This is a genomic window from Paeniglutamicibacter sp. NPDC012692, assembly GCF_042901625.1.
Lineage (GTDB): Bacteria > Actinomycetota > Actinomycetes > Actinomycetales > Micrococcaceae > Paeniglutamicibacter.
This window is the reverse complement of record NZ_JBIBDE010000001.1, coordinates 892,289-912,196: the sequence shown is the minus strand read 5'-3', so window position 1 is coordinate 912,196 and position 19,908 is coordinate 892,289. Positions and strand designations below refer to the sequence as shown.

18 protein-coding genes and 1 tRNA gene are annotated in these 19,908 nt (G+C 65.3%); 14 read left to right on the top strand and 5 right to left on the bottom strand.

Features of this window, described 5'->3' with window-relative positions; genetic code table 11:
• Positions 1 to 39 precede the first annotated feature (39 nt).
• The 6 genes from trpB to pyk all read left to right on the top strand — a co-directional run bounded on the left by trpB (position 40) and on the right by pyk (position 11,243).
• Positions 40 to 1,329, top strand: a complete 1,290-nt coding sequence (gene trpB, locus ACFY5D_RS04185) for a tryptophan synthase subunit beta (protein WP_387525433.1) — start codon at positions 40 to 42, stop codon at positions 1,327 to 1,329.
• A complete protein-coding gene (trpA, locus tag ACFY5D_RS04180; RefSeq protein ID WP_387525431.1) occupies positions 1,326 to 2,120 on the top strand; it encodes a tryptophan synthase subunit alpha in 795 nt (264 codons plus the stop codon). Before trpB ends, trpA begins: the two co-directional genes overlap by 4 nt.
• Positions 2,117 to 3,175 carry a prolipoprotein diacylglyceryl transferase gene (lgt, locus tag ACFY5D_RS04175; RefSeq protein ID WP_387525429.1) on the top strand — a complete coding sequence of 353 codons (1,059 nt, stop codon included), beginning with the start codon at positions 2,117 to 2,119 and terminating at the stop codon, positions 3,173 to 3,175. The genes trpA and lgt overlap by 4 nt, the downstream gene beginning before the upstream one ends.
• 429 nt (positions 3,176 to 3,604) lie before the next feature.
• Positions 3,605 to 8,209, top strand: a complete 4,605-nt coding sequence (gene gltB / locus ACFY5D_RS04170) for a glutamate synthase large subunit (RefSeq protein ID WP_387525427.1) — start codon at positions 3,605 to 3,607, stop codon at positions 8,207 to 8,209.
• Positions 8,202 to 9,659, top strand: coding sequence for a glutamate synthase subunit beta (locus ACFY5D_RS04165; protein WP_387525424.1), 1,458 nt, complete (start codon positions 8,202 to 8,204; stop codon positions 9,657 to 9,659). The genes gltB and ACFY5D_RS04165 overlap by 8 nt, the downstream gene beginning before the upstream one ends.
• Before the next feature lie 66 nt (positions 9,660 to 9,725).
• Positions 9,726 to 11,243 (top strand): pyruvate kinase, encoded by a 1,518-nt coding sequence (pyk, locus tag ACFY5D_RS04160; protein ID WP_387525422.1) that lies wholly within the window; start codon positions 9,726 to 9,728, stop codon positions 11,241 to 11,243.
• 111 nt (positions 11,244 to 11,354) lie between these two features.
• Here the strand turns inward: pyk and ACFY5D_RS04155 are convergent, their stop codons facing one another.
• A complete protein-coding gene (locus ACFY5D_RS04155; protein WP_387527560.1) occupies positions 11,355 to 12,281 on the bottom strand; it encodes a S1C family serine protease in 927 nt (308 codons plus the stop codon).
• Positions 12,282 to 12,762: 481 nt separating this feature from the next.
• Positions 12,763 to 12,843: transfer RNA gene (locus ACFY5D_RS04150), tRNA-Leu, on the bottom strand.
• A 156-nt stretch (positions 12,844 to 12,999) separates the two neighbouring features.
• On the opposite strand from ACFY5D_RS04150, the gene ACFY5D_RS04145 reads away from it, so the two are divergent.
• From ACFY5D_RS04145 to ACFY5D_RS04135, 3 genes are all read left to right on the top strand, one after another.
• Entirely contained in the window at positions 13,000 to 13,620 is a 621-nt protein-coding gene (locus ACFY5D_RS04145; protein WP_387525420.1) for an ANTAR domain-containing response regulator, read from the top strand.
• A gap of 202 nt (positions 13,621 to 13,822) precedes the next feature.
• A complete protein-coding gene (locus ACFY5D_RS04140) occupies positions 13,823 to 14,704 on the top strand; it encodes an aldose 1-epimerase family protein (protein ID WP_387525418.1) in 882 nt (293 codons plus the stop codon).
• Positions 14,705 to 14,723: 19 nt separating this feature from the next.
• A complete protein-coding gene (locus ACFY5D_RS04135; RefSeq protein ID WP_387525415.1) occupies positions 14,724 to 15,152 on the top strand; it encodes a VOC family protein in 429 nt (142 codons plus the stop codon).
• 10 nt (positions 15,153 to 15,162) lie between these two features.
• On the opposite strand, the gene ACFY5D_RS04130 is transcribed toward ACFY5D_RS04135, so the two are convergent.
• A complete protein-coding gene (locus ACFY5D_RS04130; RefSeq protein WP_387525412.1) occupies positions 15,163 to 15,783 on the bottom strand; it encodes an L-threonylcarbamoyladenylate synthase in 621 nt (206 codons plus the stop codon).
• 89 nt (positions 15,784 to 15,872) lie between these two features.
• Between ACFY5D_RS04130 and ACFY5D_RS04125 the strand changes: the two genes are divergently transcribed.
• From ACFY5D_RS04125 to ACFY5D_RS04105, 5 genes are all read left to right on the top strand, one after another.
• On the top strand, positions 15,873 to 16,100 hold the full coding sequence (locus ACFY5D_RS04125; protein ID WP_387525409.1) for a hypothetical protein: 228 nt from the start codon (positions 15,873 to 15,875) through the stop codon (positions 16,098 to 16,100).
• Between the two features lie 175 nt (positions 16,101 to 16,275).
• Positions 16,276 to 16,515 carry a hypothetical protein gene (locus tag ACFY5D_RS04120; protein WP_387525406.1) on the top strand — a complete coding sequence of 80 codons (240 nt, stop codon included), beginning with the start codon at positions 16,276 to 16,278 and terminating at the stop codon, positions 16,513 to 16,515.
• 219 nt (positions 16,516 to 16,734) lie between these two features.
• Positions 16,735 to 17,973: an anion permease gene (locus tag ACFY5D_RS04115; RefSeq protein ID WP_387525404.1), complete on the top strand. Its 1,239-nt coding sequence runs from the start codon at positions 16,735 to 16,737 to the stop codon at positions 17,971 to 17,973.
• A complete protein-coding gene (locus ACFY5D_RS04110; RefSeq protein WP_387525401.1) occupies positions 17,970 to 18,212 on the top strand; it encodes a hypothetical protein in 243 nt (80 codons plus the stop codon). Before ACFY5D_RS04115 ends, ACFY5D_RS04110 begins: the two co-directional genes overlap by 4 nt.
• Before the next feature lie 35 nt (positions 18,213 to 18,247).
• Positions 18,248 to 18,811: a dihydrofolate reductase family protein gene (locus ACFY5D_RS04105; protein ID WP_387525398.1), complete on the top strand. Its 564-nt coding sequence runs from the start codon at positions 18,248 to 18,250 to the stop codon at positions 18,809 to 18,811.
• Between the two features lie 9 nt (positions 18,812 to 18,820).
• On the opposite strand, the gene ACFY5D_RS04100 is transcribed toward ACFY5D_RS04105, so the two are convergent.
• Together ACFY5D_RS04100 and ACFY5D_RS04095 are read right to left on the bottom strand one after the other, a co-directional pair.
• On the bottom strand, positions 18,821 to 19,333 hold the full coding sequence (locus ACFY5D_RS04100; protein WP_387525395.1) for an adenylate kinase: 513 nt from the start codon (positions 19,331 to 19,333) through the stop codon (positions 18,821 to 18,823).
• A gap of 37 nt (positions 19,334 to 19,370) precedes the next feature.
• A complete protein-coding gene (locus tag ACFY5D_RS04095) occupies positions 19,371 to 19,889 on the bottom strand; it encodes a hotdog fold thioesterase (RefSeq protein ID WP_387525392.1) in 519 nt (172 codons plus the stop codon).
• Positions 19,890 to 19,908: the final 19 nt, after the last annotated feature.

Here is a 19,908-nt window from a genome sequence, read left to right as displayed (position 1 = left end):
TTTCTTCACGATTCCTCAGCTAGATAAGGATGCCCCCAGATGAACCCGACGACAGGTGAACCGGCAGACGGTTCGCAGAGCCACGTTGCAGCGCCGGGGGACTCCCTGCGGCATGCCCCCGGTCCGTACTTCGGCGACTACGGCGGACGCTGGATGCCCGAATCCCTGATCGCCGCCATGGACGAGCTCAGCGAGACGTTTGAGGCCGCCAAGGCGGACCCGGAGTTCGTGGCGCAGGTCAAGGACCTGAACAAGAACTACTCCGGGCGCCCCTCCCTGCTCACCGAGGCCAAGCGCTTCTCAGAGGCCGCCGGCGGCGTGCGCGTCTTCCTCAAGCGCGAGGACCTGAACCACACCGGCAGCCACAAGATCAACAACGTGCTCGGCCAGGCGCTGCTGGCCAAGCGCATGGGCAAGACCCGCATCATCGCCGAAACCGGGGCGGGCCAGCACGGCGTCGCCTCCGCGACGGCCGCGGCCCTCATGGGCCTGGAATGCGTCGTCTACATGGGCGCCGAGGACACGCGCCGGCAGGCACTGAACGTCGCGCGCATGCAGCTGCTTGGCGCCACGGTCATCCCGGTGACCGCCGGGTCGCAGACGCTGAAGGACGCCATCAACGAGGCGCTGCGCGACTGGGTCGCCAACGTGGAAACCACCCACTACCTGCTGGGCACCGCAGCCGGCGGACACCCGTTCCCGGCCATGGTGCGCTACTTCCACGAGGTCATCGGCGAGGAGGCCCGCGAGCAGATCCTGGCCCAGGTCGGCCGCCTTCCGGACGCGGTCGCCGCGTGCATCGGCGGCGGTTCCAACGCCATCGGCATCTTCCACGGCTTCCTTGACGACGCCGACGTCGAGCTCTACGGCTTCGAGGCCGGCGGCGACGGGGTGGACACCCCGCGCCACGCCGCCACCATCACGCTGGGCAAGCCCGGCGTGCTGCACGGCGCCAAGAGCTACCTGATGCAGGACGACGACGGCCAGACCATCGAGTCGCACTCGATCTCCGCGGGCCTGGACTACCCGGGCGTCGGCCCGGAGCACGCCTACCTGGCGGACATCGGGCGCGTGCACTACGAGCCGATCACCGACACCGAGGCCATGGACGCCTTCTCGCTGCTCTGCCGCACCGAGGGCATCATCCCGGCCATCGAGTCCTCGCACGCCCTGGCCGGCGTGCTGAAGATCGCCGCCCGCAAGATCGCCGCCGGCGCCAAGCCGGAGGAAACCATCATCATCGCCAACCTCTCGGGCCGCGGCGACAAGGACGTCGGCACCGCCGCCGAATGGTTCAAACTCATCGACACCGAAAAGGATGCCAAGTGAGCCCCGTTTCCAAGAGCGCAGCGGCCATCGCCGCAGCCCGTGCCGAGGGCCGCCCGGCCCTGATCTGTTACCTGCCGGCAGGCTTCCCGGACGCGCAGGCAACCATCGACGCCGCCGTCGCGATGGCCGAGAACGGTGCCGACATCATCGAGGTCGGCATCCCGTACTCGGACCCCGTGATGGACGGATCGGTCATCCAGGCCGCCACCGTCCAGTCGCTGGCCCAGGGATTCAGGGTCGCCCAGGTCTTCGACATCGTCAAGGGCATCACTGAGCGCTGCTCCGCCACCGTCATGGTCATGACCTACTGGAACCCGGTGCTGCGCATGGGCGTGGACGAGTTCTCCCGCCGCCTGGCCGAGGCCGGCGGTGCCGGCCTGATCACCCCGGACCTGATCCCGGACGAGGCGGCAGAATGGATGGCGGCCTCCGACAAGTACGGACTTGACCGCGTCTTCCTGGTGGCGCCGTCCTCCACCGAGGCCCGCATGAAGGCAACCGTCGCCGCGAGCCGCGGCTTCGTCTACTGCGTTTCGGTCATGGGCGTCACCGGCGCCCGCGCCGAGGTTTCCGACGCCGCCGCCTCGGTGGTTGCCGCGGCCCACGCCGCCGGCGCCGAGAACGCCTGCGTCGGCCTGGGCGTCTCGCAGCGCAAGCACGTCGAGGAAATCGGCGCCTACTCCGACGGCGTCATCGTCGGCACCGCGTTGGTCGCGGCGCTGCGTGACGGGGGAGTGGAAGCCGTTGCCAGGCTCACCGCGGAACTTAGCGGCAGGCCAGTCGCCGTATGACCTCCCTGGTTGGCGTCGGCACCGCCGTGCTCGCCTCGATCCCAAGCCCGCCGCCGGAGTTCTCCAAGTTCTCCATCGGCCCGTTGACCATCCACGCCTACGCCCTGTGCATCCTGCTGGGCATCGTCGTTGCCATGTGGATGACCAACAAGCGCTGGATCGCCAAGGGCGGGCCGGAGGACGTGGTCTGGGACATCTGCATCTGGGCGATCCCGTTCGGCATCGTCGGCGGCCGGCTCTACCACGTGCTGATCACCGACCCCGATTACTACTTCGGGCTCAACGGCCAAAGCGCGCACCTGGGTGAAATCCCGCAGATCTGGGCAGGCGGCCTGGGCATCATGGGCGCCATCAGCCTCGGCTCGCTCGGCGCCTGGATCGCCTGCCGCCGCGCGGGCGTCAGGCTCCCGGCCTTCCTGGATGCGGTGGCACCCGGCGTGCTGCTGGCCCAGGCCTTCGGCCGCTGGGGCAACTGGTTCAACCAGGAGCTCTTCGGCAAGCCGACCACCCTGCCGTGGGGCCTGGAAATCGACCCGACCAGCTATAACTTCCCCCCGGGCCTTCCGCCCGGGACGCTGTTCCAGCCGACGTTCCTCTACGAATCGCTGTGGAACGTCGCGGGCGTGGTGCTGCTGCTGGCGCTGGACCGCAAGTTCCAGTTGCGCCGCGGCGCCATGTTCTGGTCCTACCTGATCTGGTACGGCACGGGCCGCATCATCATGGAAACCATGCGCATCGACGCCGCCGACACGATCGTCATCCTCGGCATCGGACTGCGCGTGCACATGTGGCTTGCCATCGGCATGGTCATCCTGGGCACGGTCGGGCTCATCTACGTGCTCGCCAAGTTGCGCCCGCAGCGGGACCCGGGCGTCTACCTCGAAGGGCGCGAGCCAAAGCCGGAAGTCGACACCGAGGAAGAATCGTCGGTCGATTCCAACCCGGAAGCGACCACTGATACCGAATCAAAAGACGGTTCATTGCAGGTGAAACAGTTCACGGATCCCGAAAAGGGAACTGATTCCGAAGGAAAATCGGAAAAGAACGAAAACTAAAAAGAACCATTTCAAGACCCCTCGTCAACCGCCGCCCGCGGTACATGACGAGGGGTCTTGTTATTTCTGGGTAACAATTGAGGATTCTATAAAATGCCTAGTCAGACGGTGATGCCGGGGTATTCGGAAAACTGTTGGAAACATAACCGCGCCTAAAACCGAAACATGGCGGTGCTACGATTTTTTCACCCAGCGGGCGTAGGCTTCGATGCACGAAATCGAACATGGACCCCGCGACGCAGCAAGGCCCGGCGGACATCCCGCCGCATTGCACAAACCACAACGACGTGGCCCGGTCCTCAAGCCGGGAAAAACCCCGCACTCTTGTCGGTGGGAAACACCATCTCAGCCACCGATCATTGGCGACCCAGAAACCTCTCGGACAACGGCGTCCTTGTATCCCAGAAAAACACCGAGAAAGGTATGCTCATGAGCATGACCGGAGTCCAGCTGAACGCTTCACCGGATTGTGGCGGGGAAGTATCTTCGCCCTTCACACGGTTCGCAGACGCCCCCGAAGCGCAAGGCCTCTACAACCCCGAAAACGAAAAAGACGCGTGCGGGCTGGCAGTCATCGCCACCCTCAAAAAAGTACCTAGTCACGCCATCGTGAACCAGGCACTCGAGGCCCTGCGCAGGCTCGAACACCGCGGCGCCGTAGGCGCCGACGACGGCACCGGTGACGGCGCCGGCATCCTCACCCAGATCCCCGACGCCTTCTTCCGCGCCGTCGCCGGATTCACCCTCCCGGCCCCCGGACACTACGCCGCCGGTACCGCCTTCTTGCCCCAGGATCCAACGCAGCGGACACAGGCAATCAGCGCACTTGAGGAACTGGCAATCGACGAGGGCCTCACCGTGCTTGGCTGGCGTGAACTGCCCGTCAACGCCGAGCACATCGGCCCCACGGCCCGCGGCTGCATGCCGCACTTCGCCCAGATCTTCCTCGGCATTCCCGGCGAAAACGTCACGGAACTCGATGCGCGGGTCTTCCGTGTGCGCAAGCGCGCCCAGACCAAGTTCGGCGTCTACTTCCCCTCGCTCTCCAGCGCCAGCATCGTCTACAAGGGCATGCTCTCCACTGCGCAGCTTTCGGCCTTCTACCCGGACCTGACCGACGAGCGCTTCGCGAGCACCTTCGGCATCGTGCACTCGCGCTTCTCCACCAACACCTTCCCGTCCTGGCCGCTGGCACAGCCCTTCCGCACCATCGCCCACAACGGCGAAATCAACACGGTCAAGGGCAACCGCAACTGGATGCGCGCCCGCCAGTCCCAGCTCGCCTCCGCGCTGCTGGGCGAGGTCCCCGAAGAGCTCTTCCCGATCTGCAGCCCGGGTGCCTCCGACTCTGCCTCCTTCGACGAAGTGGCAGAGCTGCTCACGCTGTCCGGGCGCCCCATCGCCCAGGCAATCATGATGATGATCCCCGAGGCCTGGGAAAACCACGCCACCATGGATGAGGACCGCCGCGCCTTCTACGAGTACCACTCCATGCTCATGGAGCCGTGGGACGGCCCCGCCGCGGTGTCCTTCACCGACGGCAAGCAGGTGGGCGCGGTTCTTGACCGCAACGGCCTGCGCCCCGCACGCTTCTGGGTGACCGACGACGGGCTGGTGGTGTTGGCCAGCGAGGTCGGCGTCATCGACCTGGCCCCGGAACGGATCGTCGCCAAGGGACGCGTTGCCCCGGGCAAGATGTTCCTCGTCGACACCGTCGAAGGACGCATCATCGAGGACGATGAGATCAAGGCGCAGATCGCCGCATCCAAGCCCTGGGGGGAATGGGTTGCGGAAAACAAGATCCGCCTCTCCGACCTGCCGGACCTCGAGCACGTCAGCCACAACTCGGCCTCGGTGCAGTTGCGCCAGCGGACCTTCGGCTACACCACCGAGGAACTGCGCATCCTGCTGGCCCCGATGGCTTCCACCGGCACCGAACCGCTCGGAGCCATGGGCTCCGACACCCCGGTCGCGGTGCTCTCCGCGCGCTCGCGCCTGCTCTTCGACTACTTCACGCAGTCCTTCGCCCAGGTGACCAACCCGCCGCTGGACTCCATCCGCGAGGAACTCGTCACCTCCATGGGCACCAGCATCGGCCCCGCCGGCAACCTGCTGTCGCTGGGCAAGGTCAGCGCCCAGCAGGTGTCCCTGGCCTACCCGGTCATCACCAACGATGACCTCGCCAAGATCGCCAACATCCGCGACGACGAGGGCCTCAAGGTCTCGCTGAAGGTCCGCGGGCTCTACCGCCCCGAGGGCGGGGAATCCGAGCTGCGCGCCCGCATCCAGGAAATCTGTGAAAAGGTCTCCGCCGCGATCAACCGGGGCATCAAGTTCATCGTGCTCTCGGACCGCGACTCCAACGCCCAGTGGGCGCCGATCCCGTCGCTGCTGCTCACCTCCGCGGTGCACCACCACCTGCTCAAGAGCGCCAACCGCACCAAGACCTCCTTGATCATCGAGGCCGGCGACGTGCGCGAGGTCCACCACGTGGCGGTGCTCATCGGCTACGGCGCCTCCGCCATCAACCCGTACCTTGCGCTGGAAAGCGTCGAGGAAATGGCCCGCAACGGCGAGCTCGGCACCGTCACGCCCGCCAAGGCACAGGCCAACCTGATCAAGGCCCTGGGTAAGGGCGTCCTGAAGATCATGTCCAAGATGGGCATCTCCACCGTCGCCTCCTACTGCGGTGCGCAGACCTTCGAGGCCCTGGGTCTGTCCCAGCGCGTCGTCGACCAGTTCTTCACCGGCACCCAGTCGCAGCTCGACGGCGTCGGCCTGGACGTGCTCGCCACCGAAACCGCGATGCGCCATGCCTACGCCTACCCGGCCGACCTGGCACCGGAGCCGCACCGCACCCTGGAAACGGGCGGCGAGTACCAGTGGCGCCGCGAGGGCCCGCCGCACCTGTTCAACCCGGAAACGGTGTTCCGCCTGCAGCACGCCACCCGGGAACGCCGCTACGACATCTTCAAGGCGTACACCAAGGGCGTGGACGACCAGTCCAAGGGCCTGATGACGCTGCGCGGGCTGCTGGACTTCAAGATCGATCCGTCCGCGGCCATCGACATCGACGAGGTGGAGCCGGTCAGCGAGATCGTCAAGCGGTTCGCCACCGGCGCCATGAGCTACGGCTCGATCTCCGCCGAAGCGCACGAAACCCTGGCGATCGCGATGAACCGGCTGGGCGGCAAGTCCAACACCGGCGAAGGCGGCGAGGACGTCGAGCGCCTGCTGGACCCGGCGCGCCGTTCCGCGGTCAAGCAGATCGCTTCCGGCCGCTTCGGCGTCACCAGCCTGTACCTCACCAACGCGGACGACCTGCAGATCAAGATGGCGCAGGGAGCCAAGCCCGGCGAGGGCGGCCAGCTGGCCGCGCAGAAGGTCTACCCGTGGATCGCACGCACCCGCCACTCCACCCCGGGCGTCGGGCTCATTTCCCCTCCGCCGCACCACGATATCTACTCGATCGAGGACTTGGCCCAGCTGATCTACGATGCAAAGTGCTCGAACCCCGCCGCACGCATCCACGTGAAGCTGGTCTCCGAGGTCGGCATCGGCACCGTTGCCGCGGGCGTCACCAAGGCCAAGGCCGACGTGGTCCTGGTCTCCGGCCACGACGGCGGCACCGGCGCCTCGCCGCTGAACTCGCTCAAGCACGCCGGCGTGCCCTGGGAACTCGGCCTGGCCGAGACCCAGCAGACGCTGATGCTCAACGGGCTGCGCGAACGCGTCACGGTGCAGGTCGACGGCCAGCTGAAGACCGGCCGCGACGTCGTGATCGCAGCGCTGCTGGGCGCCGAGGAATTCGGCTTCGCCACCGCACCGCTGGTGGTCACCGGCTGCATCATGATGCGCGTCTGCCACCTGGACACCTGCCCGGTCGGTGTCGCGACCCAGAACCCGGAGTTGCGCAAGCGCTTCACCGGACAGGCCGACCACGTGGTGAACTTCTTCGAGTTCCTGGCGCAGGAGGTGCGCGAACTGCTCGCGCAGCTCGGCTACCGGAGCCTCGAGGAGGCCATCGGCCAGGCCGAGCGGCTCGACACCCGCGCCGCGGTGGGCCACTGGAAGACCGAGGGCCTGCAGCTGGAGAGGATCTTCGAGACCGTTGGCTCCAAGCCCGGCGCCCCGCGCCGGCGGACCACGCTCCAGGACCACCACCTGAACGAGCACTTCGACAACCTGCTGATCACGGCCGCCGCTCCGGCGCTTGCGCACCGCGAAAACGTGTCCATCGACCTTGAGGTGCGCAACACCGACCGAGCCGTGGGCACCATGCTCGGGCACCACGTCACCCGCACCTTCGGTGTGGAGGAACTGGCACCCGGAACCATCGACGTCACGCTGCGCGGACACGCGGGCCAGTCGCTCGGCGCCTTCCTCCCGGCGGGCATCGTGCTGCGGCTCATCGGCGACTCCAACGACTACGTCGGCAAGGGCCTCTCCGGCGGGCGCGTCATCCTGCGGCCCGACGCGGGCAGCGGGTTCGACCCGGCAACCCAGGTCATCGCCGGAAACGTCATCGGCTACGGCGCAACCAGCGGCGAGCTCTTCATCAGCGGCATGGTCGGCGAACGCTTCGCCGTGCGCAACTCCGGCGCCACCGCGGTGGTCGAGGGAATCGGCGACCACGGCTGCGAGTACATGACCGGCGGCACGGCCCTGATCCTCGGATCGACCGGGCGCAACTTCGCGGCCGGCATGTCCGGCGGCGTGGCCTACGTGCTGGACCTTGACACCCGCAAGCTGAACCCGCTGGCCGTCGCCAACGACGACCTGATCCTTGAGGGGCCGGGCGAGGCGGACTGCGAGCTGATCAAGGACCTGCTCGCACAGCACCAGCTGCACACCGGCTCGGCGCTTGCGGCAAGCCTGCTGGCCGATTGGCCCGTCGCCGCCGCACGCTTCACCAAGGTCCTCCCGCGGGACTTCGCCGCGGTATCCCAGGCACGCAATGCTGCCGCCCATGAAGGTTTCGACCCGGATTCAGCAACCACCTGGAACCGGATTCTGGAGGTGACCCGTGGCTAATCCACGTGGATTCTTGGAAGTCCGTGAACGAGTAACCCAGCCCAAGCGCCCGGTGCCCATCCGCCTGATGGACTACCGCGAGGTCACCCAACGGCAGGACGAAGGCACGCTCAAGGCCCAGGCCGGCCGCTGCATGGACTGCGGCATCGCGTTCTGCCACAGCGGCTGCCCGCTGGGCAACCTGATTCCCGAGTGGAATGCACTGGTCCACCAAGGCCGGATGGCCGAGGCCTCGGAGCGCCTGCACGCGACCAACAACTTCCCGGAGTTCACCGGGAAGCTCTGCCCGGCCCCGTGCGAGACCTCCTGTGTGCTGGGAATCAACCAGCCGGCCGTAACAATCAAACAAATTGAGGCGGAGATCGCGGAGACCTTGCTGGCCTCCGGCAACCTCGAGCCGGTGCTTGCCATGCGGCACACCGACAAGCGCATCGCCGTCGTCGGTTCCGGCCCCGCGGGGCTCGCGGCTGCCCAGCAGCTGACCCGCGCCGGACACACCGTGGCCGTGTACGAGCGGGACGAAAAGATCGGCGGCCTGCTGCGCTACGGCATCCCGGACTTCAAGATGGAAAAGGACGTCCTCGAGCGCCGGCTGGCCCAGATGGAGGCCGAGGGAACCCGCTTCCGCACCGGCGTTTCGGTGGGCACCGACATCACCTGGGATGCCCTGCATCGCCGGTATGACGCGGTGATCCTCGCCACAGGGGCCACCGTTCCGCGTGACATGCCGATCCCCGGGCGCGAGCTCGACGGGGTTCATTTCGCGATGGACTACCTGGTGGATTCCAATCAGGTTGTGGCCCGGGAGCGCGATGAATTGCGCATCGATGCCGCCGGAAAGCACGTGGTGATCCTCGGCGGCGGAGACACCGGCGCCGACTGCCTGGGCACCGCCTTGCGCCAGGGAGCGGCAAGCGTCACGACCCTGGCCATCGGCGCCCAGCCCCCGCTGGAGCGTCCGGCAAACCAGCCGTGGCCGATGGTCCCGAGGCTGTTCGAGGTCCAATCCGCCCACGAAGAGGGCGGCGAGCGGACGTACCTGGCCGCCACCGTCAACTTCACGGGCGAGCGCGGAAGCGTGATGGGTGTTACGGTAGCAGAGACCGAATTTATTGACGGTCAGCGCCTTCCGAAACCAGGCACCGAGCGGGTTATTCCCGCGGATCTGGTCTTCCTGGCTCTCGGGTTCACCGGACCCGAAGAAGCCGGTCTCAAGGAACAGGCCAACACCGAGTTTGATGACCGGGGCAACGTCGCCCGCGATGGTTACTACATGACCAACACCCCGGGGGTGTTTGTGGCTGGCGATGCCGGACGCGGACAATCCCTGATTGTGTGGGCCATCGCCGAGGGACGATCCTGTGCCGCGGCGGTGGACAAATTCCTGATGGGCGAAACCCGCCTTCCGGCCCCCGTTGCACCGACGGACCAGGCCATCAGCATGATGTGAGACGGATGCACCACTAATGCGGTGATTTTCCGACCTGAGAAATGGAAAGGCAGTTAGGCTGACCGTATGAGACGCGCAAAAATTGTGGCCACCTGGGGCCCAGCGATCGGTACCTACGAAAAGACGTTGGCAGTGCTCAAGGCGGGTGTCGACGTCGCCCGCTTGAACATGAGCCACGGCGACCACTCGATGCACGCCGAGAACCTCGGAAACGTCCGTGCAGCGGCACTGGAACTGGGCCGACCGGTCGGCATCTTTGCCGACCTGCAGGGTCCCAAGATCCGGCTGGGTCGTTTCATCGACGACGCCAAGCACCTCCTGAAGGTGGGAGCCACCTTCACCATCGTCATCGCCGATGTGCTGGGGGATGAAACCTTCTGCTCCACCACGTTCAAGGGCCTGCCGCAGGACGTCAACGTGGGCGACATCCTGCTCATCAACGACGGCAAGGTTTCCCTCCGCGCCACCGAGGTCGACGATGAAAAGGTCGTCACCGAGGTGGTCGTGGGCGGCGAGGTGTCCAACAACAAGGGCATCAACCTTCCCGGTGTTGCGGTCAACGTCCCCGCGTTGAGCGAAAAGGACGAGGAAGACCTGCGCTGGGCCATCCGTGCCGGCGTGGACATGGTCGCGCTCTCCTTCGTGCGTAACGCCACCGACATCGAGCGTGTGCACGAGATCATGGACGAGGAAGGCCGTCGCCTTCCGGTCATCGCCAAGATCGAGAAGCCGCAGGCGGTGGACGCGCTGGAGGAAATCATCCACGCGTTCGACGCCATCATGGTCGCCCGTGGCGACCTCGGCGTCGAGCTTCCGCTCGAAGAAGTTCCGCTGGTCCAGAAGCGCGCCATCGAATTGGCACGCCGCTGGGCCAAGCCGGTCATCGTGGCAACCCAGGTGCTGGAGTCGATGATCGAATCGCCGACCCCGACCCGCGCCGAGGCCTCGGACTGCGCCAACGCCGTGCTCGACGGCGCCGACGCTGTCATGCTTTCCGGCGAAACCTCGGTGGGCGAATACCCGATCGAGACCGTCGAAACCATGGCCCGGATCATCTCCTCCACGGAGGAGCACGGCCTTGACCGCATCCCGCGTCTGGGCTCCAAGCCCAAGACCCGTGGCGGCGCCATCACGCGTGCCGCGGTGGAAATCGCCGACCAGTTGGATGCCAAGTACATCGTGGCGTTCACCCAGTCCGGCGACTCGGCCCGACGCCTGTCGCGCCTGCGCCCGAAGAAGCCGGTGTTGGCGTTCACGCCGCTGCCGCAGACCTACAACATCATGACCCTGATGTGGGGCATCCAGCCGCGCGTGGTCGAGTACGCGGACCACACCGACAAGATGACCGCACAGGTCGACCGCGCACTGCTGCAGGAAGGACTGGCCGAGATCAACGACATCGTCTGCATCGCCGCCGGTTCCCCTCCAGGCCAGGCCGGTTCGACCAACTCGCTGCGCATCCACAAGGTCGGCGACCTCGCGGACGCAGGCCAGCTGGTTGACGGCAAGCCGATGCCGGCCCGCGAAGAGGTCGGCCCCTGGGACACCGAAACCGTGTCGGGTGAAGGTACCCGCGAAATCTAGGTAGCCCTGTCTAAACCAAGAGCCGGATCGGCAAGACATCCCCCCTCGGGGGAGTGGGCTTGCGGATCCGGCTCTTGCATTGTGCCACGGGTTGTCCGTGCATGAGGTGCGTTAGTCCGTCATCTCAACCGGCACGGCAATGACATCCACCATCGCACCGTTTCGGAATACCGTCACGGGCAACGGCACGCCGATGGCCTCGGCGAACAACTGCTTTTGCACGCTCTCGGCGCTGGAGACCGGGCGCTGCCCGACGGTGAGCACCAGGTCGCCGGGCTTCAACCCGGACTTCTCCGCCGGCGACCCGGCGATGACATCCGCAACGCGCAGTCCCTCCCGCTGGCCTATGCGCGATGCCAGCGTCGCGTTCAGCGCAATCGGCGAGCTGATCAGGCCCAGATAGGCGCGCCGGACACGCCCGTCAGCTATCAGCGCGGAGATGATCCGGCGGGTGGTGGCGTTGATCGGAACCGCCAGGCCCAGGCCCGCTCCCGCCACTGCCGTGTTGATGCCAACCACGCGCCCGTGGGCATCGGCCAGCGCCCCGCCCGAATTGCCGGGGTTCAGCGCGGCATCGGTTTGGATGACGTCCTCGATGACCCGCCGGGTCCGGCCAAGGACGGTCGGGATGGATCTACCCAGCCCGCTGACCACCCCGGCAGTCACCGATCCGGCCAGCCCCAGAGGGTTTCCCACGGCGATGACCAGCTGGCCCACCCGCAGCCCCTCGGCGTCGCCGAGTCGCGCCGGGGCCTGCATGTGGGAGACTCCGCGGACAACGGCGAGGTCGGACAGGGCATCCGCGCCCCTGATCTCGATTTCCGTTCCCGTGCCATCGGCAAACGTTGCCCGTCCGGCGCTGGCGCCGGCAACCACGTGGGCATTGGTCAGCATGTAGCCGTCTTCGGTGAAGACGACGGCGGAACCCGCGCCAAGGCGCACCCGCCCGTTGCGGTCGGGACCCACCATATCGACGGCGGCCACGTGCGGCCCAACCGCTTCGGCGACGCTGACAACGGTCCGGGAGTACGCGTCCATCGCGTCTTCGGACCCAAGCCCAGCCTCGGAAAAATCGAAGGACTCTTTCACCGCACACCTCGTTGGGCGATCGTGGCCTGACATTGGCGGCGCGGCCTGCCCACGTGCCGGCCGTGCCATATGCCAATACAACGGAAGCGGCGCCCGCCATAGTCCCGCCACGGGTACGCCATCGGAGAACACCCCCGGGGAGGAAGAACTGCGTCTCCGAGGCTCCCCATGCACGCCCGGACGGTGGCAAATTCAGTGAGCGACCAGTGGTCGGCAACACCTGTCGGAGCCTTCTGCCGGCCCGCCCTGGAAGCTGACGCGCGGCTGGACGGGTCGTTGAGTCACTCACCCGACATGTAACGGCTCCACGGGCCGGACAAGCCTTGGCCCTATCAGCTCAATTTGTGCCTGAGATGCGGATAAAGAATGACAATAGTTAAAATGAAAAAGGCTCCGATCCCTTACGTAATAAGGGATCGGAGCCTATCTGTGCCCGAGGTGGGACTCGAACCCACACACCTTTCGATACTGCATTTTGAGTGCAGCGCGTCTACCATTCCGCCACTCGGGCGGGCACATCATTGGAATCAAGAATTAGCATAAGGGATAATCTCTATCTTGAGAAATCCTCGCGTCCTTGCGGTTAACCACTGTACATGCAGATAGGCTTAACCACGAAACCGAGTACTGAAGATTCACCCGGTCACCCCGGGAATGAAGGAGCACCATGAGCGATCTGCCCGAAGTCACCCGTATCGAGGCTGAGCCCAACAATGGCGCACCACGCCGCGTCGTTGTCGCCGAAGATGAAACCCTGATCCGCCTCGACATTGTCGAAATCCTGCGCGGCGAAGGCTACGACGTGGTTGGCGAGGCGGACAACGGCGAAAAGGCCATTGAACTCGCCCGCGAGTTCAAGCCAGACCTGGTTCTCATGGACGTGAAGATGCCGGTCATGGACGGCATCACGGCCGCCGAAACCATCGTCAAGGAACGCATTGCCCCCGTGGTCCTGCTCACGGCCTTCAGCCAGAAGGAGCTTGTTGAGCGTGCCCGCGAAGCCGGCGCCATGGCCTACGTGGTCAAGCCGTTCACCCCGGCCGACCTGGTCCCGGCTATCGAGATCGCGATTTCCCGCCACGAGGAGATCAAGGCCCTTGAAAAAGAGGTGGGCGACCTCACCGAGCAGTTTGCCACCCGCAAGCTCGTCGAGCGCGCCAAGAGCCTGCTGACCGAGAAGATGGGCTTGACCGAGCCAGAGGCCTTCCGCTGGATCCAGAAGACCTCCATGGACCGTCGCCTGTCCATGCGCGAGGTTGCCGAGACCGTGATCGACCAGGTCAAGTAACAACACACGTAGTCAACGACCCTGGGGTCGCGGGAACCGAAATCTTGGTTTGCGCGGCCCCAGAGTCGCACCTTGGGCCTCATTGAGGCTGCCGCCAGATTCCCCCGGAACTCCAGAAAGGCTCGCTTTGCCGAACCATGTTGCCCCGATGGGCGAATGCTTTGAACTCGAGGCCGAAATCGGCGGCCGAAGCCAGCGTGTGGTGGTCACGGAAACCGGAGGTACGCTTCGGGTGCTCAGCGTTGACGGCATTTCACTGGTGCAGGACTATCCGGCGGACTCCGCTGCGCCGTTCAGTGCCGGCTGGAACCTGGTGCCTTGGCCGAACCGCGTGGCTGGCGGCCGTTGGACGCATGAGGGGACCACGCAACAGCTTCCGATCACCGAACCCGAACGCGGCCACGCCCTCCATGGCTTGTTGGCAGACGCAGACTACCGACTGGTCGAACGGACCGCTACGAGCCTGACGCTGGCCGCCGATCTCCGGGCGCAGGAGGGTTACCCCTTCGAGCTGTCCACCTCGGTTCGTTATGAGATGCACCAGGACGGCCTTCGTGTGACGCATCGGCTGACGAACACGGGCCGGAGCAAGGCTCCCGTGGCGGTCGGCACCCATCCGTATCTCCGTTTGGGGGAGGTGCCCACGGAGGACCTCAAGCTTGTCATCAACGCGGATTCGCACCTGGAAGTCGATGGGAAGCTGATTCCCACGGGCGAGATCACCGCCGTAAGCGGCACGCCGCGGGACTTCCGGGCGGGGCAAATCCTGGGCTCGACGGCGCTGGACGACGTGTGGACGGATTTCCGTCGCAGCACCGATGGCGGATCGGTCCACTACCTGGAGGCGCCGGACGGCAGCCGGGTCGAGATGGACATGGATGCGGAGTTCGGCTATATCCAGGTCTACACCACCGGCGATTTCCCGTCGGACGGCGGCAACGTGAACGCCGTTGCCATGGAACCCATGACGGCGCCGGCGGATGCATTCAACAACGGGATGGGCCTGCACTGGCTTGAGCCGGGGGATAGCTGGGATATTGGTTGGGGGATCCGGCACCGCCGGGCCCCGCAAGAAGGCGAATGACGTAGGGAGGGAAACCCGGATGAAAACACAGGGCGTGGTGCTCAGCCTGGCGGTGAGCGACGCAACCCGCTCCCACGACTTCTACCGCGAGGTCCTGGGTGCGGACAGCGTCCGGTTGGACATGGGTATTGTCGGCATTGAACTGCCCGGGATCATGCTGTTCCTCGCGGAAGTCGCGGATTTCACCAAGTACTCCCGCGAGGCCAAGCGGTCACCGCTCCTGCCCGTGCCGGCAAGTGATGCCTTGCTTAGCTGCGCCATCGCCAGCACCGGGGAGGTTGACGAGATCCTCTCCGTGGTCAAGGCCGCCGGCGGCAGGACCTTTGAGCCCCACGAGATCCCCCATGCCAGCGGGCGCCTGCAATACGTGGGAACGTTCACGGACCCCGACGGGCACCTGTGGCAATTGGTCTGCAACCTCACCGATGCGCAGGACGCGGCCAACTAGAACATTTGTTCTATTCGAAGCGGGAGGGGTCGCCCAGTCCGACGCGGGCGATGACGGCCTCGCCGCTCGAGTAGTCGATGACGGTGGTCGGTTCGATGCCGCATTCGCCCGAATCGATGACGCCGTCCACCACGTGGTCCAGTGCTTCCTTGATTTCCCAGCCCTGGGTCATCGGTTCTTCTTCGCCCGGCAGGAGCAGCGTGCTCGAGAGGATGGGCTCGCCCAATTCCTCGAGCAGCGCCTGCACCACCGGGTTGTCCGGAATGCGCACGCCGATCGTCTTCTTCTTCGCATTCATCAGGCGGCGCGGGACTTCCTTCGTCGCGGGCAGGATGAAGGTGTAGCTGCCGGGGGTGACTGCCTTGATGTTGCGGAAGACCATGTTGTTGACTTCAACGTACTGTCCCAGCTGCGCAAAGTCCTTGCAGACCAGCGTGAAATGGTGCTTGTCGTCCAGCTTCCGGATCGCACGGATGCGGTCCATCGCTTCCTTGTTGCCTATCTGTGCACCGAGTGCGTAGCAGGAATCGGTGGGGTAGGCCAGCAATCCTCCGTTGCGGAGCAGGTCAACGGCCTGCGCAATCGAGCGTGCCTGCGGGTTTTCGGGGTGAACATCAAAAAATCGTGCCATTGAACGAGCTTACGGCCCATGGTGCGAATCGCGCATCGGGCCGGCGGGAAAAACTCCGCGGCGCTTGTTGGCAACGTTCGAGAATTTCCATGGACACTGCTCGGTTCGAATTCGGTGGGCCGCTGGTGGCCGCCTGGGGAATCGTCCGCGCCCTGGGCCGGACGGTGTTTGCGGCGCTCGCCGAGTTCTGCGCTCGCTCCACCGATGCGTTGCTCGGGCAGGTTGGTGAGATCGAGGGGCGCGAGTGGTCGGAAACCCGCCGGCCCTCGTTTTGCCGGGGCGCAGGACGGCAAAGTCCCGGCGGACCGTCGCGTTGATCCACACCGTTGGGACGACAGCCTTCGGGCACGTGGATGGCATGCACAACTCCAGCCCGGCTTCCGGCAGGCCGACGGCAGTTGCATGCCGCGCACCTGACCATCACCCCTGCCGCCGAGGCAGGTCTTGCGGGGCTGGGTTCCACAACGCTCGGGGCCCGACGAAGTGAGGGGAGTGGGCGGTGACGACGCGCAGGAAGCGCTCGCTGCACTGGGTGCCGACGGCCGCCTGCCTGAGTTGGATTCGGAGGTTGCCCTGTTCCTGCTGACCCGGATCGGATTCTCCGATGGCACGGCCGGGTTGCCCGAACGAATGGCGCCGACGATGGCACTCGTCGAGGCCCTTCCTCAGGGAGCGTCGGAACGTTTGCTCATCGAGTTGATGGCCAGGCTGGTTGAGCCGCGTGAGCCGTGAAGTAGCTCACGCAAAATATGCGGCCCGCCCTTGCGCCGCCTAATCACGCGCCAAAGTGGGGTTGGGCGGGATTTTCCGCGAATTGACTAGTTTTCTACAGGCCATATGATGAATTGGCGACTTAGGTGACCGGAACCGAAACATTGGGTTAACAATGCGGAGATTCAAGGTGACCGTTTGCGCCTCGGCCCTCGCCCGTAACCCAAGATTGGTTTCTACATGGATCTGACGCTTATCGTCGTCCTAGTCATAGCACTTGCCTTGTTCTTTGACTTCACCAATGGCTTCCACGACACCGCGAACGCGATGGCAACTCCCATCGCCACCGGAGCCATCAAGCCCAAAACCGCAGTGGCACTCGCCGCCGTATTGAACCTCGTCGGCGCATTCCTTTCGACCGAGGTCGCCAAGACCATTTCGGGTGGCATCATCAAGGAAGGCGGAGAGACCGGCGTGCAAATCATGCCGGCGATGATCTTCGCGGGCCTGATGGGCGCCGTCATCTGGAACATGCTCACTTGGTTGCTCGGGCTTCCCTCCAGCTCTTCCCACGCCCTCTTCGGTGGCCTGATCGGCGCGGCAATCGTTGGCGCAGGTTTCGGTGCCATCGACTACAGCGTGCTGATGTCCAAGGTCCTGCTGCCCGCACTCGTGGCACCGGTGATCGCCGGAACCTCGGCCTACCTTGCGACAAAGCTTGCCTATTCGGTGACCAAGCGCCAGTCCGGCGTCGCTTCCCCGAAGCGCGGCGGATTCCGCTACGGCCAGATCTTCTCCTCCTCGCTCGTGGCACTTGCCCACGGCACCAACGATGCGCAGAAGACCATGGGCGTCATCACCCTGACGCTCGTCGCCTCGGGTCTGCAGACCGCCGGCACCGGCCCGCACTTCTGGGTCATCGCATCCTGTGCACTGGCCATCGCGTTGGGCACCTACATGGGCGGCTGGCGCATCATCCGCACCATGGGTTCGGGCCTCACCGACGTCAAGCCCGCACAGGGCTTCGCCGCCGAGACCTCCACGGCCGCAGCAATCCTTGCCTCCTCGCACCTGGGCTTCGCCCTGTCCACCACGCAGGTCGCCTCCGGCTCCGTCATCGGTTCCGGACTTGGACGCAAGGGCGCCGAAGTCCGCTGGGGAACCGCGGGCAAGATCGCGATCGGCTGGCTCTTCACCCTTCCGGCCGCGGCTCTCATGGGTGCCGCAGCCGCTGCGCTTGCCCACTTCGGAACCGGCGGCCTGATCGCCGTGACCGTTCTCGGCCTCGGTTCGCTGCTGCTGATCTGGTTCCTTTCACGCCGCGAAATCGTCGGCCACGGCAACGCGATCAGCGACGTCGACGTCTCGGGTGCAGCAGTCAACATCCCCACGAAGAAGGAACGCCGCAAGATGGCGCGCGCCAAGGCAGAGAAAGCCAAGGCAGACCAGGCCGAAGCAAACCAGGAGACCAAGCCATGAACATCAAATGGGATGCATTCCTGATCGTTGCCATTGTCACCTGGGTTTCGTCACTGTTCATCGTTGGCGCCTACTCGCTGGGTGTGCGCATGCTGGCCGTGGCCGAAGACGAAAACCGCTCGACCGGTCTGGCCAAGGGCACTGCCTACGTCTGCTTCGGCCTGTGCGGCGTAGTGGTGCTCTTCGGCATCATCCTCATCGTTCCCCAGCTGAGCGCGAGCATCCTCGGCATTCACTAGCCAAGACGCGGTTGTTCGTGGATAGTATGGGTTGCATGACGCACTTCAGGTACTACGTAGCAGCCTCTGTCGACGGTTACATTGCCGATGAGAACGAGCGCCTCGATTGGCTCATGGAGTTCGACGGCTTTGAAGGCCAGCTCGAAGGCTATGAGGCGTTCCTCGAGAACATTGGCGCCATCGTCCTGGGAGCCGACACCTATTCGTGGATGCTGAGGGAAATCGGCGACGAATGGCCCTACGCCGGGCTGCCGGTGTGGGTGTTCACGCATCGAGAACTCGCCGCATTCCCGGGTGCGGACCTGACCTTTGTGCGCGGCGACGTGAACGAATGGGCCGGCGACATCGCCCGCAGCGCCAACGGCAAGGACGTCTGGGTTGTCGGGGGCGGATCCGTCGCAGGGCAATTCGCTGACGCGGGCCTGCTCGATGAACTGCTGCTCTACACGATGCCCGTCATCCTCGGCGGCGGCCGACCGCTCTTCGCGATGCGCGGCACCGCCAAGCTGAGTCTGGCGTCCAGCCGGGAATTTGCCGGCGGGATCCGCGAGACCCAATACGCGTTCGTCAAGGCGCCGGGACAGGACCGCGAGTACTAAGAACTGCCCCTAAAGGTGGCTTGCTTCCAACGAAGCAAGCCACCTTTTTGTTTGGCGGGGACTGGAAAAGCGCATGACTCGTTCCTTACCCAATCGTTCCTCCAACTCGCGCATTTGCCGGCGCTTGGCGGGAAAGTTCTTGAAATGCCAACGCACGATCGACTCCCGGCCCAGAAAGCGCCCCCACGTTTCGAAGTTCCCGTTACAGACCGGCTCCCGGCTCAGCACGCGGCGGATGGAACGAGTAAGCAACCGGCGCAGCGAAACCATCCGAGGGTAGTCGAGGCAGACGATGAGCTCGGCGCACGAAGACAATTCGGCCCGGTAGGTGCCGTAGGCCGAATCGAAGATCCACCTTTCGGTGGCGGCTGTCGCCAGTGCGAGGCGTTTTTGCTCGGCGACGCTGCGGTTCACCCAGCCGGGAAGCCAGCCGAATTCCTCGTCGACATAGTGGACCGGAAGGCCCGTGATGCGGCCGAGCTCGCCGGCAAGCGTTGATTTCCCGCTGCCGGTGACGCCCATGCAGAGGATTCGTTGCGGATTGCCGTTCAACGTCCGGCTAGTCTTCGAGCAGCATGTTGGTGATGCGCGACGTGCAAATGCGGCGCCCCTGCTCGTCGCTGATCACGATCTCATGGGTGGTCAGCGTGCGGCCCAGGTGGATCGGCGTGCAGACGCCGGTGACCAGCCCGGTGACCCCGGCGCGGTGGTGGGTTGCGGAAATGTCCACGCCCACCGGGCGCTTCCTGCCGCCGCCGTGAATGGCTGCCGCGAATGAACCGAGCGTCTCGGCGAGTGCCACGGACGCCCCGCCGTGCAGGATCCCGGCCACCTGCTGGTTGCCCTCGACCGGCATCGTCCCGCTGACGCGGTCCAGGGACAGGTCGGTGAAAACGATGCCGAGCTTCTCCACCAGGGTGCCCACTCCGTGGGCGGCAAGCATCGGCCACATCGCTTCGGGAACCCCGTGCGCGGCCAACTGCCCGGCGAAGGGGTTGGCGTGTTCCGCCGTGGCCTCGGCAAAGGTGCCAGATATCTCGGTCGGGGAGGCGTTGTGGTGTGTGAAATTATCGCTCATGCCAACTAGGCTGGCAGGT

Excerpts from the sequence above, each read along its gene's own strand:
- trpB (WP_387525433.1), top strand. The coding sequence starts at position 40 with ATGAACCCGACGACAGGTGAACCGGCAGACGGTTCGCAGAGCCACGTT.
- lgt (WP_387525429.1), top strand. The coding sequence starts at position 2,117 with ATGACCTCCCTGGTTGGCGTCGGCACCGCCGTGCTCGCCTCGATCCCA.
- gltB (WP_387525427.1), top strand. The coding sequence starts at position 3,605 with ATGAGCATGACCGGAGTCCAGCTGAACGCTTCACCGGATTGTGGCGGG.
- pyk (WP_387525422.1), top strand. The coding sequence starts at position 9,726 with ATGAGACGCGCAAAAATTGTGGCCACCTGGGGCCCAGCGATCGGTACC.
- ACFY5D_RS04155 (WP_387527560.1), bottom strand. The coding sequence starts at position 12,281 with ATGGACGCGTACTCCCGGACCGTTGTCAGCGTCGCCGAAGCGGTTGGG.
- ACFY5D_RS04145 (WP_387525420.1), top strand. The coding sequence starts at position 13,000 with ATGAGCGATCTGCCCGAAGTCACCCGTATCGAGGCTGAGCCCAACAAT.
- ACFY5D_RS04135 (WP_387525415.1), top strand. The coding sequence starts at position 14,724 with ATGAAAACACAGGGCGTGGTGCTCAGCCTGGCGGTGAGCGACGCAACC.
- ACFY5D_RS04130 (WP_387525412.1), bottom strand. The coding sequence starts at position 15,783 with ATGGCACGATTTTTTGATGTTCACCCCGAAAACCCGCAGGCACGCTCG.
- ACFY5D_RS04125 (WP_387525409.1), top strand. The coding sequence starts at position 15,873 with ATGGACACTGCTCGGTTCGAATTCGGTGGGCCGCTGGTGGCCGCCTGG.
- ACFY5D_RS04115 (WP_387525404.1), top strand. The coding sequence starts at position 16,735 with ATGGATCTGACGCTTATCGTCGTCCTAGTCATAGCACTTGCCTTGTTC.
- ACFY5D_RS04110 (WP_387525401.1), top strand. The coding sequence starts at position 17,970 with ATGAACATCAAATGGGATGCATTCCTGATCGTTGCCATTGTCACCTGG.
- ACFY5D_RS04105 (WP_387525398.1), top strand. The coding sequence starts at position 18,248 with ATGACGCACTTCAGGTACTACGTAGCAGCCTCTGTCGACGGTTACATT.
- ACFY5D_RS04100 (WP_387525395.1), bottom strand. The coding sequence starts at position 19,333 with ATGGGCGTCACCGGCAGCGGGAAATCAACGCTTGCCGGCGAGCTCGGC.
- ACFY5D_RS04095 (WP_387525392.1), bottom strand. The coding sequence starts at position 19,889 with ATGAGCGATAATTTCACACACCACAACGCCTCCCCGACCGAGATATCT.